This window comes from Alcaligenes parafaecalis, from assembly GCF_026344135.1.
GTDB lineage: Bacteria > Pseudomonadota > Gammaproteobacteria > Burkholderiales > Burkholderiaceae_B > Alcaligenes > Alcaligenes parafaecalis.
Genome location: NZ_JAPKNA010000001.1, coordinates 503,662 through 517,731, shown reverse-complemented (window position 1 = coordinate 517,731; position 14,070 = coordinate 503,662). Strand labels below are relative to the sequence as shown.

At 55.3% G+C, this 14,070-nt stretch carries 18 protein-coding genes; 5 read left to right on the top strand and 13 right to left on the bottom strand.

The features are described 5' to 3' along the window. Positions 1 to 52: 52 nt before the first annotated feature. From catC to OSH09_RS02390, 6 genes are all read right to left on the bottom strand, one after another. Entirely contained in the window at positions 53 to 328 is a 276-nt protein-coding gene (gene catC, locus OSH09_RS02415; protein WP_207874218.1) for a muconolactone Delta-isomerase, read from the bottom strand. Positions 329 to 366: 38 nt separating this feature from the next. Then, a complete protein-coding gene (gene pcaD / locus OSH09_RS02410; protein ID WP_266120034.1) occupies positions 367 to 1,170 on the bottom strand; it encodes a 3-oxoadipate enol-lactonase in 804 nt (267 codons plus the stop codon). After that, entirely contained in the window at positions 1,170 to 1,847 is a 678-nt protein-coding gene (locus OSH09_RS02405) for a 3-oxoacid CoA-transferase subunit B (RefSeq protein ID WP_266120033.1), read from the bottom strand. The genes pcaD and OSH09_RS02405 overlap by 1 nt, the downstream gene beginning before the upstream one ends. Positions 1,848 to 1,873: 26 nt before the next feature. Further along, the gene (locus tag OSH09_RS02400) at positions 1,874 to 2,569 is read right to left on the bottom strand and encodes a 3-oxoacid CoA-transferase subunit A (protein ID WP_189393034.1); all 696 of its coding nucleotides are present in this window, start codon (positions 2,567 to 2,569) and stop codon (positions 1,874 to 1,876) included. Between the two features lie 131 nt (positions 2,570 to 2,700). Beyond that, the gene (gene catA, locus OSH09_RS02395; RefSeq protein ID WP_207874210.1) at positions 2,701 to 3,636 is read right to left on the bottom strand and encodes a catechol 1,2-dioxygenase; all 936 of its coding nucleotides are present in this window, start codon (positions 3,634 to 3,636) and stop codon (positions 2,701 to 2,703) included. A 66-nt stretch (positions 3,637 to 3,702) separates the two neighbouring features. Beyond that, entirely contained in the window at positions 3,703 to 4,878 is a 1,176-nt protein-coding gene (locus OSH09_RS02390) for a muconate/chloromuconate family cycloisomerase (RefSeq protein WP_207875715.1), read from the bottom strand. Positions 4,879 to 5,021: 143 nt separating this feature from the next. On the opposite strand from OSH09_RS02390, the gene OSH09_RS02385 reads away from it, so the two are divergent. From OSH09_RS02385 to OSH09_RS02375, 3 genes are all read left to right on the top strand, one after another. Beyond that, positions 5,022 to 5,894: a LysR family transcriptional regulator gene (locus tag OSH09_RS02385; protein ID WP_266120032.1), complete on the top strand. Its 873-nt coding sequence runs from the start codon at positions 5,022 to 5,024 to the stop codon at positions 5,892 to 5,894. A gap of 180 nt (positions 5,895 to 6,074) precedes the next feature. Further along, positions 6,075 to 6,950, top strand: a complete 876-nt coding sequence (locus OSH09_RS02380; RefSeq protein WP_266120031.1) for an alpha/beta hydrolase family protein — start codon at positions 6,075 to 6,077, stop codon at positions 6,948 to 6,950. Between the two features lie 27 nt (positions 6,951 to 6,977). Beyond that, the gene (locus OSH09_RS02375; protein WP_266120030.1) at positions 6,978 to 7,448 is read left to right on the top strand and encodes a MarR family winged helix-turn-helix transcriptional regulator; all 471 of its coding nucleotides are present in this window, start codon (positions 6,978 to 6,980) and stop codon (positions 7,446 to 7,448) included. Positions 7,449 to 7,525: 77 nt separating this feature from the next. Here the strand turns inward: OSH09_RS02375 and OSH09_RS02370 are convergent, their stop codons facing one another. Next, complete coding sequence (locus tag OSH09_RS02370; protein WP_266120531.1) at positions 7,526 to 9,196, bottom strand: 2-isopropylmalate synthase; 1,671 nt, start codon at positions 9,194 to 9,196, stop codon at positions 7,526 to 7,528. A 285-nt stretch (positions 9,197 to 9,481) separates the two neighbouring features. Here OSH09_RS02370 and OSH09_RS02365 point away from each other — a divergent pair, with 285 nt between their 5' ends. Beyond that, entirely contained in the window at positions 9,482 to 10,318 is an 837-nt protein-coding gene (locus OSH09_RS02365) for an AraC family transcriptional regulator (RefSeq protein ID WP_266120029.1), read from the top strand. A gap of 101 nt (positions 10,319 to 10,419) precedes the next feature. Here the strand turns inward: OSH09_RS02365 and OSH09_RS02360 are convergent, their stop codons facing one another. From OSH09_RS02360 to OSH09_RS02345, 4 genes are all read right to left on the bottom strand, one after another. Then, positions 10,420 to 10,608, bottom strand: a complete 189-nt coding sequence (locus OSH09_RS02360; RefSeq protein WP_207874200.1) for a hypothetical protein — start codon at positions 10,606 to 10,608, stop codon at positions 10,420 to 10,422. Next, the gene (locus tag OSH09_RS02355; RefSeq protein WP_266120028.1) at positions 10,601 to 11,149 is read right to left on the bottom strand and encodes a zeta toxin family protein; all 549 of its coding nucleotides are present in this window, start codon (positions 11,147 to 11,149) and stop codon (positions 10,601 to 10,603) included. Before OSH09_RS02355 ends, OSH09_RS02360 begins: the two co-directional genes overlap by 8 nt. Positions 11,150 to 11,347: 198 nt before the next feature. Then, the gene (locus OSH09_RS02350; RefSeq protein WP_222668219.1) at positions 11,348 to 11,545 is read right to left on the bottom strand and encodes a YgaP family membrane protein; all 198 of its coding nucleotides are present in this window, start codon (positions 11,543 to 11,545) and stop codon (positions 11,348 to 11,350) included. A gap of 100 nt (positions 11,546 to 11,645) precedes the next feature. Beyond that, on the bottom strand, positions 11,646 to 11,957 hold the full coding sequence (locus OSH09_RS02345; protein WP_266120027.1) for an ArsR/SmtB family transcription factor: 312 nt from the start codon (positions 11,955 to 11,957) through the stop codon (positions 11,646 to 11,648). A gap of 145 nt (positions 11,958 to 12,102) precedes the next feature. Between OSH09_RS02345 and OSH09_RS02340 the strand changes: the two genes are divergently transcribed. Further along, a complete protein-coding gene (locus OSH09_RS02340) occupies positions 12,103 to 12,477 on the top strand; it encodes a DsrE family protein (protein WP_266120026.1) in 375 nt (124 codons plus the stop codon). A 40-nt stretch (positions 12,478 to 12,517) separates the two neighbouring features. Here the strand turns inward: OSH09_RS02340 and OSH09_RS02335 are convergent, their stop codons facing one another. Both OSH09_RS02335 and OSH09_RS02330 read right to left on the bottom strand, forming a co-directional pair. Further along, positions 12,518 to 12,976: a GNAT family N-acetyltransferase gene (locus tag OSH09_RS02335; RefSeq protein ID WP_266120025.1), complete on the bottom strand. Its 459-nt coding sequence runs from the start codon at positions 12,974 to 12,976 to the stop codon at positions 12,518 to 12,520. Between the two features lie 44 nt (positions 12,977 to 13,020). Continuing rightward, entirely contained in the window at positions 13,021 to 14,067 is a 1,047-nt protein-coding gene (locus OSH09_RS02330) for a hypothetical protein (RefSeq protein ID WP_266120024.1), read from the bottom strand. Positions 14,068 to 14,070 lie beyond the last annotated feature (3 nt).

Sequence of the window (14,070 nt, the reverse complement as noted above, 5' to 3'; positions counted from 1 at the left end):
TTGCTCAGGCTGCGCTGGGACCGCAACCTGAGTTTTTTACTGCGGGTGAAACTTAAATGGCCGAAGGATGCGTGGCCAACGGTGTAACGGTGATCTGCATGTACGGGAACAAGGGCAAGGCACTGATCACGTTGTGCAGCTCTTCATTGCTTTCCACATCGAACACGCTGTAGTTGGCGTACTGACCCACCACACGCCACAGATGCGGCCATTTGCCCGAGCGCTGCAAGTCCTGCGAGTAGGCTTTTTCTTCAGCCTTGATGCGCGCCGCTTCTTCGGCAGGCAGGGAAGCAGGAATATCAACAATCATGTGAACCAGATAAAGCATGGTGTTCCTTTCTAAAAACGACAATCAAGCTCAGGCACTCAGGCCTGGGCTAAAAAACTCAATACAGCACGCTCGAAGGCTTCGGGTGCTTCCAGATTGGACAGGTGCGACGCTGGTACCACCGCCACTTTCGAGCCAGGAATGCTGGCCTGCATGGCTTGGGCATCGGCAACGGTAGTGACCGGATCCCACTCGCCTGCCACCAACAAGGTCGGCGCGGTAATACCCTTGATCTGATCGCGCAGATCCGAATCGGCCAAGGCATCGCAGCAAGCGGCGTAACCCAGGGGGTCCAGCTTGGCCAGACTGTCCTGCATCGCTTTAACCAGCTCGGGCGACTGCTTGATGAACGCCTCCCCAAACCAGCGCGAAGGAGCCGAATCAGCCAGCGTACGCATCTGTGCGGCACCACCTTGGCGCAGAGCGTCAGCCCGCTCTTGCCAAGCCTGGGCAGTACCAATCTTGGCGGCGCTATTGCAAACGATCAGGGCATTCAAGCGCTTAGGGGCATTGACGCCCAACCACAGGCCGGTATGACCGCCCATGGACAGGCCACAAAAAGCGGCACGTTCAATATCCAGCGCGTCCAGAATCGCCAGCGCATCACGTCCCAAATCCTTGAAACGATAGGGGCCGGGAGTCACCGGGCTGCCGCCATGACCACGGGTGTCATAGCGAATCAGACGATAGGACTTCGCAAAACCTGCTACCTGCGGGTCCCACATTTCTTGCGTGGTGCCCAGGGAGTTGCTCAGGATCAGAGCGGGAGCCAGCGGATCACCTTCCACGCTGACGCGGAACATGCCTCGCTCGGTATTCAGGGCGCTGGGGCTGACTGTCATTACTCTTCTCCCTGTGCAGCCGCTGCAACAGGCATAGCAATGGGCAGGCCAATCATTTCTTCCAGTGCTTCGTGAGTCAAACCGGGCACCAGATCAATCAACTGCAAGCCCTCTGGCGTGCACGCCAGCGTCGCCAGATCGGTATAGACACGTTTGACGCAAGCCAGTCCGGTCAAGGGGTAGCTGCATTGCTCAACCAGCTTGCTGACGCCTTGCTTGGTCAACACATCCATCATGACCCAGGTCTGTTTCGCGCCAATGGCTAAATCCATCGCGCCACCCACAGCCGGAATCGCGCCGGGTTCACCCGTGCTCCAGTTGGCCAGATCACCTGTCGCCGACACCTGAAAAGCGCCCAGCACACAAATATCCAGATGGCCGCCACGCATCATGCCAAAGCTGTCGGCATGATGGAAAAACGCACCACCGGGCAGCAGCGTCACCGCCTGCTTGCCCGCATTGATCAAATCGTAATCTTCCTGGCCTGCTGCCGGTGCCGGGCCCATGCCCAGAATACCGTTTTCGCTATGCAGCACCACTTCCACACCCGCAGGCAAATGGTTGGCTACCAGGGTAGGCATACCAATGCCCAGATTCACATAAGCACCGTCGTGGATGTCCTGCGCGACGCGTTGTGCCAATTCATCTTTACTGCGGCGCTGATAAGTAAGCGTCATGCTGTCCCCCTTCATGCTCTGTCCGTTCATGCCTTGAACCCGCCTGCTTCGGTGCGACTGCGTGGCACCACCACCACGCGACGCACGTGAATGCCCGGCGTCACAATGGTTTCAGGGTCCAGTTGACCCAGTTCAGCCAGTTCAAACACGCTGGCAATCGTGGTGCGAGCCGCGGTCGCCATGACCGGTCCGAAGTTGCGCGCCGCCATGCGGTAGGTCAAATTCCCCCAACGGTCCCCCCGCTCGGCTTTGATCAGGGCGACATCTCCATGAATAGGTTCTTCATAGACATGCCAGCGGCCATTGATCAATCGTGTTTCTTTGCCCTTGGCCAGTTCTGTGCCATAGCCTGTCGGGCAGAAAAAGCCACCGATACCCGCACCGGCGGCGCGCAATCGTTCGGCCAGATTGCCCTGAGGCACCAACTCCAGCTCGATCTTGCCGCTGCGATACAAGTCATCGAATACCCAGGAATCAGCCTGACGGGGGAAGCTGCAAATAATCTTGCGTACCCGGCCCGTCTTGAGCAAAGCCGCCAGCCCCACATCGCCATTACCCGCGTTGTTGTTCACGATGGTCAGGTCACGAGCGCCTTGCTCGATCAGCCCATCGATCAACTCTGTGGGTATGCCAGCCGTTCCAAAACCACCGACCAGAATCGTGGCGCCGTCCTGCACATCCTGCAAAGCCTGTGCAACACTGCTTACCTGTTTATCGATCACTCCGTTCTCCGTATAAAGCACTGACGCTACGGATGAGCTGTCTGAACAGCCCTTACGTCAGGCACAGCAAAAACGAGTCAGTCCAGTGCCCGGCTTGCACAACAAGCACAGGCGCTGGACTGAAGCAAAACTTAAGCCGCCAGACGTGGACGATTCACGATCTGGTTGTCCTTGCCTTCCACCAGCGGGGTCAAGGAAATATCAAACACGATCTCTGCAAAAGGACCATCCAGGTTCTCGGCAGCGATACGGGCAGGATCGGTGTGCTCGGTCAGTGGTGGAACCAGACCATCACGGGTGGCGTAAGCGAAGTCGTCGTACACCAGTGGATCACCGTCGATATTGATCTGCGTGGTCAGCTTGCGGTGGCCAGGAGCCGTCACAAAGAAGTGAATATGCGCAGGACGGTTACCGTGACGACCCAGCTCGTTCAGCAGGCCTTGGGTAGGACCATCCGGAGGACAGCCGTAGCCCTTGGGCACAATGCTCTGGAACTTGTAGCGACCGTTTTCATCGGTAATGATGGTGCGGCGCATATTGAAGGGTTGTTGCTCGCCCGTAGGGTCAAAGTGCGAGTAAAAACCTTTGGTATTGGCGTGCCAGACTTCAACCTGTGCACCCGGAATCGCCTTGCCATCCGCACCCACCACCACACCGTGCATGATCAGGGTTTCACCAGCCGTATCGGAACCGTCGTCCAGTCGAACAAAACCTTGTGCCACCGGAGCACCCGACACGTACAAAGGACCTTCAATGGTACGTGGCGTACCGTTGTCCAGACCCAGCTCCTTGTCCATGGCGTCCATGCGCATGTCCAGGAAACGGTCAAAACCCAGACCGGGGGAAACCAGACCGGCTTCGCTGGCCGTACCCAAACGGTTCAGGTAAGCCACGGCTGCCCAGTACTCGTCGTTGGTGATTTCCAGATCTTCAATGGTCTTGAACAGATCGCTGATAATGCGATACATGATCTGCTTGACGCGTGGATTGCCACCGGGCTGATCCAGGCCAGAGGCCAAACGCAGGAAGTCCTGTACATCGGGGGTATCAAAAATTTTAACGCTCATTCTGTGTCTCCTAATATCCTGAAAAGTGTTCCAAGCAAGGCCAGTGCTACCGACCTCTTATTTTGACTAGGCAGCCGAACCCACACTGACCTGCGTCCTGTCACGGCGGAAATACTGAACACGATCTTCGTCCAGTACGATACCCAAACCGGGCCCTTGCGGTATCTGTAATTCAAAATTGCTGTAGTTCAGTGGCTCTGCCAGGATTTCCTCGGTCAAGAGCAAAGGCCCGAACAGTTCTGTGCCCCACTGCAACTGATTCACCGTGGCGAACACATGGGCAGCGGCAATCGTACCGATTGCGCCTTCCAGCATGGTGCCGCCATACAATTCAATACCAGCCGCTTCGGCAATTGCCGCCACTTGCAAACCGGCACGCAAACCACCGGACTGTTCAATCTTGATGGCGAACACATCCGCCGCGCAGTCACGAGCCAGCGCAAAGGCGGAGGCCGGGCCAGTCAGGGATTCATCGGCCATCAGGGCAATCGGGAAACGGCCTTTCAGATCCGCCAGCGCATCGGCACGTCTTACCGGTTGTTCCACCAGGGAACAGCCTGCATCGACCAGACCGGCCAAACCATGCTGAGCCTGCAAAGGACTCCAGGCCATGTTCACGTCCACACGCACTTCAGCGCGGTCGCCCAGGGCTTTTTTAATGGCCGCCACGTGTGCCACATCATCCTTAACCGGGCGACGACCAATCTTGAGTTTGAAAATACGGTGACGAGCCTGCGCCAGCATGCGCTCGGCTTCATCAATATCTTTGGCGGTATTGCCCGAAGCCAGAGTCCAGGCCACCGGCAGGCTGTCGCGCATGCGGCCACCCAGCAAGTGCGACACCGGCAGACCAGTACGCTTGCCCAAGCCATCAAACAGCGCTGTTTCTACTGCGCTCTTGGCAAAGCGGTTATCCTGAATCGCCGTATTCAAACGGGCCATGATCGCAGGCACCGCATTGGCATTAGCGCCCAGCAGCAAAGGGGTGAAGTACGTGTCGATGGCCAGCTTCATGCCTTCGGGCGATTCGGCGCCATAAGCCAGACCACCAATGGTCGTGCCCTCGCCCACACCCACCGTGCCGTCCGAACAGTACAAGCGCACCAGCATCAAAGTCTGGCCTTGCATGGTCGTCATCGCCAATTGATGAGGACGGATCGTAGGCAGATCCAGCAGCAAAGTCTCCACCCGTTCGATCAGGGCTGGAGCTGCTAATAGTTGAGAAGATCGCGTGTGTTCCATGGCTTGATTGAACACGAAGCACGCCCACTATTTCCAAGACTAAATAGGTCTAGTTCTATACCTTTAGAGTATAGTTTCTGATATAAATATTAAAAATCAAGAAACTAAACACCATCAATTCAGCCAAGGTATGGTTTTCCCTTATGGATCTACGTCAGCTCAAATATTTTGTGGCCGTTGCCGAAACCCGCAACTTCACGCGCGCCTCCGAGCGCCTGCATATGGCCCAGCCACCGCTTAGCCGACAGATCCAGTTGTTGGAAGAAGAGCTGGGCGTCACACTGCTGCTGCGCAATAACCGGCCCCTGAGGCTGACCGAAGCGGGACGCGTGTTTTATGAGCAGGCTTTGCAGATATTGAGCCGGGTGGATCAGCTAGTGCATACAACCCGACAGATCGGGCTGCACCAGCGGCAAACCTTGTCGATAGGGTTTGTGGCGTCGACCTTGTATGGTGGCCTGCCCGCCTTGATGCGCAAGCTGCGCCATCAGTATCCGGAAGTGGATATGCAGACGGTCGAGCTGACCTCCATGCAGCAGTTAGAAGCCTTGAAGTCCGGGCGTATTGATGTGGGATTCGGGCGGATACGGCTGAATGATGCGTCAGTGCAAAGAACCGTTTTAAGGGAAGAACAACTGGCTTTGGCCCTTCCGCCCAGCTCGGATTTGGCAGATTCGGACGAGCCTGTGAGCTTGAAAAAGGTGCAGGGGCAAAAGCTGATTGTGTATCCCAAAGAACCCAGACCGAGTTTTGCCGACCACATTCAGCACCTCTTGCACGACCAGGGCATACGCCCGGCGGAGGTCTATGAGGCTGGTGAGCTCCAGGCTGCGCTAGGTCTGGTGGCTGCCGATTCGGGACTCTGTTTAATCCCAACCTCGGCCCGGCTGCGTAATGACCTGCACTATCGATTAATAGAAGAGCCGCAGGCGACTTCGCCGATTATTCTGACGCACAGGATTAATGATCAGGCCTGGTATATCGAGGCGATCAAGGGCTTGGTAGCGGAGATGTAAAGCCACAGAACGGGCTTCCTCCGACGCTAGAGCAGATCGACACGTCCTCAACATATCCCTGCTGTCCAAACTCTAAACATCACCAAAACGCGACACTGAAAAACTTTAGCTGAGCCGAATTGACTCCCTCCTCCAGTCACTCTAATATCATTAACACATTAACTAAAATCAGAGACAAACATGGAACAGGTGACGATTCAGCAGGCAGGCAAAGACCCGATCAGCGCGACCTTGTGGCCCGCCGCGAACGCCAAAGCGGTCATCCTCATCCACCCTGCCACTGCCGTTCCACAGGACTTCTACCTTCTGTTTGCAGAACACCTGAACAGCCTGGGCTTTGTCGTCTTGACCTACGATTACCGGGGCATAGGGCGCTCTTGCCAAAAAGACATACGCCAATACAAGGTCTCCATGTCCGACTGGATGCTGGAGGATGCGGTTTATGTGACGGATTGGCTCGCAGAGCGTTTCCAGGGCTTGCCCCTCCTGGCACTGGGTCATAGCGTGGGGGGCCATGCCATTGCGATTTCCCCGGCGACCCGCTCTGTGCATGCCGCCGTGATGATTGCTTCCCATGCCGGGATTACCGCCTTGATCCAGCCGCTCATGGAGCGCGTTAAGGTAGGGCTGATCATGCGGGTGCTGACTCCCGTGTTGTGCCGCCTATGTGGCTATATGCCCAGCCGCCGTTTAGGTTTTGGTGAAAACCTGCCGCGTGGCGTCATGCAGCAATGGAGTCGCTGGACGCAAAAACCTCATTATTTTTATGACGACCCACCACTCAACGCCAAGGAACGCGCCAGTCGAGTCGATATTCCTTTGCTGGTTCTGGGATTTGATGATGATCCCTGGGCTAATCCACAGGCCATCTCCCGGCTATTGGAACCGTTGAGCAATGCCCCCATAGAAAGGCTGCACCTGAAGCACAAAAAGCTGGGTTTGCCACACATTGGGCACATGGGCTTCTTTCGTAAACGCAATGCCGAAGCACTTTGGCCTATAGTTGTTGACTGGCTGGTCGCGCAAAGTGAATCCAGCTCCAGATCGAATTCATAAAACACCCTCAGCCAAGCAGCCGCCGACATGAGCAAGCAATCACAGCCGCGTTTTGTTTTTTTGTTGAATCACGCCCATAAGGCCTTGCAACGATGGATTCAGAAGCAACCATCGGCATGGACAGATATCAGCGCGGCACAAGTGGGCATGCTGTTTTTGATTCGATCTAAAGGCTCCGTGACAGTGGGCGAAGCCGCCAGCGCCTTGCAAGTCGCTCCCGCCGCGATTACGGGACTGTCCAAGCGCATGCAGGCCGCAGGGCTGATTCAGCGTCTGACGGACGATATCGATACGCGCAAGATTTGTTTGACGCTGACCCCAGCCGGAGAAGAAGCCAGCATCAAGGCCAAGTCGACCTTGCAGGACTTGAATCAGCAATTGTCGGATGGCTTTACTGAAGATGAACTGAAGGTGGTCGCACGTTGGCTAGGCCAGGTCGTGAATCTGGATCATCCCACTGACAAAGACATCGCTCAGAAGGATGAGCAGCCTGCGTAAGCGCCTGGCCTTGAGTGTGGCCCGCACTGATTGCTTAATTAATCACGTCGCGCGGACCACAGCACACCGTTGACGGCTTACGCTTCCACCTCCTCAAAACGCGCCGCTGCGTTCATCACCGCCATCACACTGGCTGTGACGATATTGGCGTGTTTGCCTACGCCAAACTTCGAGCCCGGCACACCGGGCAAGACCGCCTCCACAATCGCCATTGCGCAAGCATCCGCCCCGGAACCCAAACTGCGTTCCTCGTAGCTATCAATACGCAAAGACAAGTTCAAGGCCGCAACCGTCGCCGCAATCGGGCCATTACCCGTTCCGGTATAGGTTTCAGTCTCGCCATTGGCATTCACACATTGCAGCTCTATGCCCTGCTGTCCTTGTGCCTCATCGAACAGACGATGTACCTGGTAGCGTGCTGTACCCTGGCGCTCATTGGCTTTCAGGTAGGTGGCCTCGAACAGTGTCCAGATCTGCTGACTGTTCAACTCCGTTTCACTGGAATCGGCAATCTGCTGAACAATGGCGCTGAACTCCACCTGCATGCGACGCGGCATCACAATGCCGTAATCCCGTTGCAGCAGAAAGGCGATGCCACCTTTGCCTGACTGGCTGTTGACGCGCACGATGCTGTCGTAAGTACGGCCCAAATCCTTGGGGTCGACCGGCAAGTAAGGCACACGCCACGGAGCATCCTCTTTCTGCACCGCAAAGCCTTTGGCAATTGCATCCTGATGAGAGCCGGAGAAAGCCGTGAACACCAGATCGCCCACATAGGGATGACGCGGGTGGATAGGCAAGGACGTAGCCTCCTCGGCAATGCGAGCCACGGCGGAGATGTCGGAGAAATCCAGGCCCGGAGCGATGCCTTGGGTATACAGATTCAACGCCAAGGTCACCACATCCAGATTGCCGCTACGCTCGCCATTGCCAAACAGGCAGCCTTCTACACGCTGTGCACCCGCCAGCATGGCTTGTTCGGCGCACGCAACACCCGTGCCTCGGTCATTATGCGGGTGTACCGACAGGACGATATGTTCACGTCTATCCAGATGGCGATCCATCCATTCGATCTGATCAGCAAAGACGTTCGCCGTTGTCACCTCAACCGTTGTCGGCAGGTTGATAATCATGGGTCGCTTGGGGCCTGCATCCCAGGCCTGAATGGCTGCATTGCATACGGCCAGCGATACATCCAGTTCCGCCATGCAGAAGGTCTCGGGCGAGTACTGGAGCACCCATTCCGTTTCTGGATGCTGAGCCGTCAGACGTTTGAACAGCTCTACATGGTGCTGCACCATCTCGATGATTTGCGGCACCTCCATGCCAAAAACGATCTCCCGAAACGCAGGTGCAATCGCATTGTAGAAATGCACAATCACACGACGCGCCCCTGCCACGCTGCGCACCGTGGTTGCTATCAGGTCTTCACGCAGTTGAGTAATGACCATGGGCGTGACATCGCTCGGAATCATCTGCTCATCGATCAGTTGCCGAACAATATCAAAATCCGTTTGCGAGGCGGAAGGAAAGCCCACCTCGATTTCTTTGAAACCGATACGCACCAGCTCCTGGAACAGACGCAGTTTGCGTTCGCGGTTCATGGGTTCAAACAGGGCCTGATTACCGTCACGTAAGTCGGTAGACAGCCACACGGGTGGCTTGCTCAATATGCGCTGTGGCCATTGGCGATCAGGCAAATTGACGACAGGAAAGGGACGGTATTTGTAAGAAGGATCAGCCAGCATAAAAACCTCGAAACTAGGGAAGGACATACCTGGCTTCCCTGCTCCAAGGAGCTGGCTACAGTCGGGGTCTGGGGAAACCAGGATTGGACCATTCGCACACGCATGCGTACGGACCCCGACCGGATGTCAGGGCTAGCAGGCCTAGCGATAGCAAGTGCAAATGAGTCACAGCAGGTTCAATCCCAAAGTGCTTGATGAAGACGATAAAAGCACTTTAGACTGCAATGAACCTGACCTTCTATCAAAAAATAGTCATTTGTTTTATTTTTTTGGACATTCCTGAACATGGGCTACGCATCCCCTGAACGCGGTGGGCGAGCGCTGGACTTGTCTCACTCCGATACCTCGCCCTTATTGGTGACTGGGGTCATTGAGCATTACCCCGCCGGGCATGAAGTGCCCCGCCATCGCCATCACCGTGGCCATCTTTTATATGCCACAGAGGGAGTGCTGCTGGTACAGGCCGACACTGGCCAATGGCTGGTGCCCCCGACCACCGCAGTATGGCTGCGGCCCGGCGTACCCCATCAGCTCAACGCGACGACCGCGGTGAATGTACATGGCTTATTTATTGATGAGATTCTGGCAGCACAATTGCCGGACCATGATTGCGTCATTCATGTCACGCCATTGGTACGCGAATTGATTGCGGCACTGGTACAGGTCGTTCCACAAGCAAACCCGCCCTTGAGGGACACCTTGCTCGGGCAATTATTGATCGAAGAACTGCGCGTGCTGCGCCCCCTGCCGTTTCATTTGCCCTGGCCAGACGAGGACCTGATGAGGCGGATTTGCGAAGATCTGGTGCGCTCCCCTGCCCAGCAGCGAACAATGGACGAGGTCGCGCAGCAGTACGCCTTGACGCCAAAAACCTTGCATCGGCGTTTTCTGAAAAGTACGGGGATGAATCTGGGGAAATGGCGGCAACAGATGCGGCTGATGGCTTCGATCCAGTTTCTGCTGCAAGGTCGGTCCATCACGCAGGCAGCCCTGGAAAGCGGGTATGAGAGTTTGAGTGCGTATTCAGTGGCCTTCAAAAAGACTTTTGCCTATCCGCCTTCCGAGTTCCTGGCGACCTTGAGCCGATATCCCGAACAGGACATGGTGCCCCAATCGTCTTAAGACACCGACTCCAGACCTATTTCCAGTAGCCCTTACTGCCCAAGTCATCTAAAAACCCAGTCGCTAACGGGCTAAAAAACTGCAATAGCAGCCAAGCCCAATTAGCTCTTGCTAACTTCCTGCCGCAATTGCTCTGCCGTGAGCTTGATCATCTTGCCGTTCTCCACCAGAACTACCGAGGTATTGGTTTGCATGGCCACAAAACGTGCCGACTGAGCTGCACGTTCCAGTGCGGCCAGAGAAGCCCGCAGATCCGGGTTTTTTGCTTTGGAAATATCTTCTTTATTCATCTCTCTCTCCCCACTCCAACAGAACCGGCACACTGCCTGCGTTATCGTACAAAACCCAATCATCCACGGTATCCCGATAAGGATGCAGGAAGTTTTTCATGCCAGCCGCAAAGCGGCGACGAATGACGGGTTCGGGGATATTGTGTCCACCTTGACGCACCCGCTCTGCCACACGCGCAATTGCGGTATCCGCGTCGGGCAGGCTTAAAAAATACAGGCTGACTCGATAGCCTGCTGCCCGCCATTTTTCGATATGACGCACATAGCTTTGGCCAGATAAAGTCGTTTCCAGCGCGAAGCTCTCGCCCAGACGAACCGCTTCTTTCAGCTCGTCCAGCATCAAACGACCGGCTCTAATGGCGGCGCTTTCTGGTGCAAAAGGCGACAAGCCCGCTGCAATCAAATCCGCATTGATAAACCGTAATACCTCTGCCTCTGCCGGGAGGAAAGACCGTGCAAAAGTGGTCTTGCCCGCCCCGTTCGGGCCAGCAATGATCAGAATCTTTTTGCTCTTGCCCGCTTCAGCTTTGTTGCCAGACATAAATACACCTAAACAATGTCCACATTGAACAGATTTGTATCATAGATTGGCGCAATGGCCAGTCGCAGGCACTGTTTTGGCCGCCAAGCATCCGTGCGAAAGACACTGTTTCAAGCCATAAAAACAGGCGCTTTGAGCAATCAGGTATCACTCAAAGCGCCGACAAGAACACCCGATTCCTGAGCAAAAGCGTTTGGTTTACTGACGCTTCTTCAAGGGGCACGTACTAAGACCCAGTATGGGATACAAGGGGCAGAAACCGACCAAGCCCGTGATCAGGGGAATCGCGCCCAGCCAACCCCACCATCCTATGACCTGAGTTGCCGCCAGGGCAATCAGCACCACGCCCACAACGATGCGAGCAATACGATCCAAGGTACCTACATTGCTTTTCATGGCTATTCCTTTCAAGAAAAAAGCAAGGGAAAAACGGCTTGGGCGATGGCATGCCTGACTGCTCCATCCAGACGCCCTGCACCCCCTCAAGCCCACCGGCTTAGGGACAGAAAATGTCTTTTAGCGTGCCAATCAACTTCGCGACATTTGGGTCTTCAATGCGGTAGTACAGGGTTTGAGCCTCGCGTCTATAGCTGACCAAACCCTCCTGACGCATGCGCGCCAAATGCTGTGACAGGGCCGAGGGGCTCAAGGCCACCATCTCGTTCAAGGCCCCCACGCTCATCTCCCCCTGTTGAATCAAGAGACACAGAATGACCAGGCGCTTGGGATTGCCCACCGCCTGCAACAAGGCTGCAGCTTGCTCAGCGCTCTCCTGCAAAAGCTCGATGTCGGATTTGCTTTGGCTCATGATTTATCCAGCTATTTTTATTTCTTAATTTAGATAAACCTTAATTTAGCATATACTGAATTAATGCAGTCAAAAATTTGAATGCAAAACGTGCTTCCGTTAAAACCGACAGAAGTGACGCATGAATGAATCAAGGAGAACTGGTATGCCTAAACCCGCTGCTTTTGTTTCTACGCTTTTCCATGCACAGGGCAATCCCGACAAGGTGACAGTGGCACTGACCATGGCCACCAATGCCGTTCAAAAAGGACATAGCGCCTGCCTGATCTTGATGGCCGAGGGTGTCGCCCTGGGCATTCCCGGTGCAGCAGACCCGATTAATATCGGCGCACCTTTTGAGCCTGCGGCTGAGCTCTTGAAGAAATATCTGGACCAAGGGGGACGTGTGGCAGTGTGCAAGTCTTGCATGGTGCATAACGGACTCAGCGCCGAACAGATGGACCCACGCTTTGAGATCATCACCGCGCCAGATGTCATTGATCTACTGATGGGGGCAACAGGATCCTTGCAGATCTCCTGACGCGTTTTGCTGTCTTGCTCAGGGACAGGTCAAAATCGATTCAAGGTTTTGACCTGCAAGCAGACTCTCTAGCCAGCCGCACTTTGGACAAGGAAACATAGACAAGTTCCGGGTCTCCTTCATCCAGGTTTTCGATAATGCCGCTACGCTGAAAGCCCTGCTTCAGAAACAAACCCTGCATGATGTGGTTGGATTGATTGGTGGAAGAAAACAGCTTGTCTGTACGGCAAATCTGCCTGAAGTAATGCAGCAAAGCCGAACCTGCTCCCTGCCCTCGGCCAGACTCTCCCACCATCAACATCTCGACAAAGCCATGACCGAAAAACTGATAGTTCAAAACGCCATAGCCTAGCAATGCACCTGCCCACTCAACGACATGGCAATGAGATTGCTGAATCCACACCTGAATCTGCCCGGCACGCTCAGGCTCTTGCGAGACGACGCTATCCAAGGCTAGCAAGCCTTCGTAATCTGCCTGTGTAGCTAATCTGATATGCATGGGTCGTGGGTCTTTCAAGCGGCAATCAAGTCCGGATCTGCTTATTATGAAGGCACCTCATGCGCCAGCAAGGCTTCCAATAAAAAGAAACTGGCACATGCCGACTCCACCAGCTCCGACTGCCCCGGAGCAATCTTGTAAAGGTGCCCCACAAAGCGCCCGGTTTCGCTTAACTCCGGTGTCAGCAAGGCATCCAGATGCAAACGTGATTGATCCTGCAGCCATTGTTGGTCTGGCAGCACTCGCCACAACTCATGCATGGCCAGCGAGGCAATCGCCCAGGCGGATCGGTCTATCGGTGCCGAAGGCTCTGCTCGCTTTAACAAGCCCTGCGCATATTTCCCCCAATGCTCATGCCAATAATGGCAAGCCTTCAACGCCGCTTGAGCATAGGATTTCTTATCGTACAAACGCGCGGCGGTAGCCATGCCCAACATGGCCCAGGCTTGCCCTCTTTGCCAGGTTTCTGCCCCCTTCTCGGCCAGCACTTCCTGCCCGCGTAGCAACACGGTGTCGCGCCAGGCCCCGGTTCTTTTTTGCAGATAACGCAAGCAGGCATCCACATGCCATTGCCCCAACTGACGCGCCACGGGGCCACCTTGTGCATCCAGCAGCAACAGCGTGGGGGCCAGGGCATCGACATTCAATATGTGTTGCCCCGCTTCACCCCCACCCATGCCTGAACCCAAAGGCCAGAAACCATTGGAAGCATCAAAGCTTTGCAGTACAGCCTGCGCCGCCTGATTCAGCGAATCCAGTGCCTGCTGATCTCCATGCAAGGTACTGCCCAAACCAGAGCCATACCAGAACACAAAGCTGCGATTGATGCTGGGCTCGTCCATCCAGACTTGCAGTTTCTGACTCCACTGCAAAGCCTGCTCTTTATGCTCGGCGTCCCCGCTAATCAAGGCGCGTCGCCACCACAGCCCCGCCCAAAAACCACCTAACCAGGAACCTCGGCGTGACAGTGTCCATTGCTCAGCCTTATCTTGCCGGAACAGGGGAAACTGCTCGCCACACTGCTCGGCAACCCGGTCCATATTGCTAAACAAGGACGTAATACTGGCTGCTCCCAATGCTTCTATAGACATCCC

Excerpts from the sequence above, each read along its gene's own strand:
- catC (WP_207874218.1), bottom strand. The coding sequence starts at position 328 with ATGCTTTATCTGGTTCACATGATTGTTGATATTCCTGCTTCCCTGCCT.
- pcaD (WP_266120034.1), bottom strand. The coding sequence starts at position 1,170 with ATGACAGTCAGCCCCAGCGCCCTGAATACCGAGCGAGGCATGTTCCGC.
- OSH09_RS02405 (WP_266120033.1), bottom strand. The coding sequence starts at position 1,847 with ATGACGCTTACTTATCAGCGCCGCAGTAAAGATGAATTGGCACAACGC.
- catA (WP_207874210.1), bottom strand. The coding sequence starts at position 3,636 with ATGAGCGTTAAAATTTTTGATACCCCCGATGTACAGGACTTCCTGCGT.
- OSH09_RS02390 (WP_207875715.1), bottom strand. The coding sequence starts at position 4,878 with ATGGAACACACGCGATCTTCTCAACTATTAGCAGCTCCAGCCCTGATC.
- OSH09_RS02385 (WP_266120032.1), top strand. The coding sequence starts at position 5,022 with ATGGATCTACGTCAGCTCAAATATTTTGTGGCCGTTGCCGAAACCCGC.
- OSH09_RS02380 (WP_266120031.1), top strand. The coding sequence starts at position 6,075 with ATGGAACAGGTGACGATTCAGCAGGCAGGCAAAGACCCGATCAGCGCG.
- OSH09_RS02375 (WP_266120030.1), top strand. The coding sequence starts at position 6,978 with ATGAGCAAGCAATCACAGCCGCGTTTTGTTTTTTTGTTGAATCACGCC.
- OSH09_RS02370 (WP_266120531.1), bottom strand. The coding sequence starts at position 9,196 with ATGCTGGCTGATCCTTCTTACAAATACCGTCCCTTTCCTGTCGTCAAT.
- OSH09_RS02365 (WP_266120029.1), top strand. The coding sequence starts at position 9,482 with ATGGGCTACGCATCCCCTGAACGCGGTGGGCGAGCGCTGGACTTGTCT.
- OSH09_RS02360 (WP_207874200.1), bottom strand. The coding sequence starts at position 10,608 with ATGAATAAAGAAGATATTTCCAAAGCAAAAAACCCGGATCTGCGGGCT.
- OSH09_RS02355 (WP_266120028.1), bottom strand. The coding sequence starts at position 11,149 with ATGTCTGGCAACAAAGCTGAAGCGGGCAAGAGCAAAAAGATTCTGATC.
- OSH09_RS02350 (WP_222668219.1), bottom strand. The coding sequence starts at position 11,545 with ATGAAAAGCAATGTAGGTACCTTGGATCGTATTGCTCGCATCGTTGTG.
- OSH09_RS02345 (WP_266120027.1), bottom strand. The coding sequence starts at position 11,957 with ATGAGCCAAAGCAAATCCGACATCGAGCTTTTGCAGGAGAGCGCTGAG.
- OSH09_RS02340 (WP_266120026.1), top strand. The coding sequence starts at position 12,103 with ATGCCTAAACCCGCTGCTTTTGTTTCTACGCTTTTCCATGCACAGGGC.
- OSH09_RS02335 (WP_266120025.1), bottom strand. The coding sequence starts at position 12,976 with ATGCATATCAGATTAGCTACACAGGCAGATTACGAAGGCTTGCTAGCC.
- OSH09_RS02330 (WP_266120024.1), bottom strand. The coding sequence starts at position 14,067 with ATGTCTATAGAAGCATTGGGAGCAGCCAGTATTACGTCCTTGTTTAGC.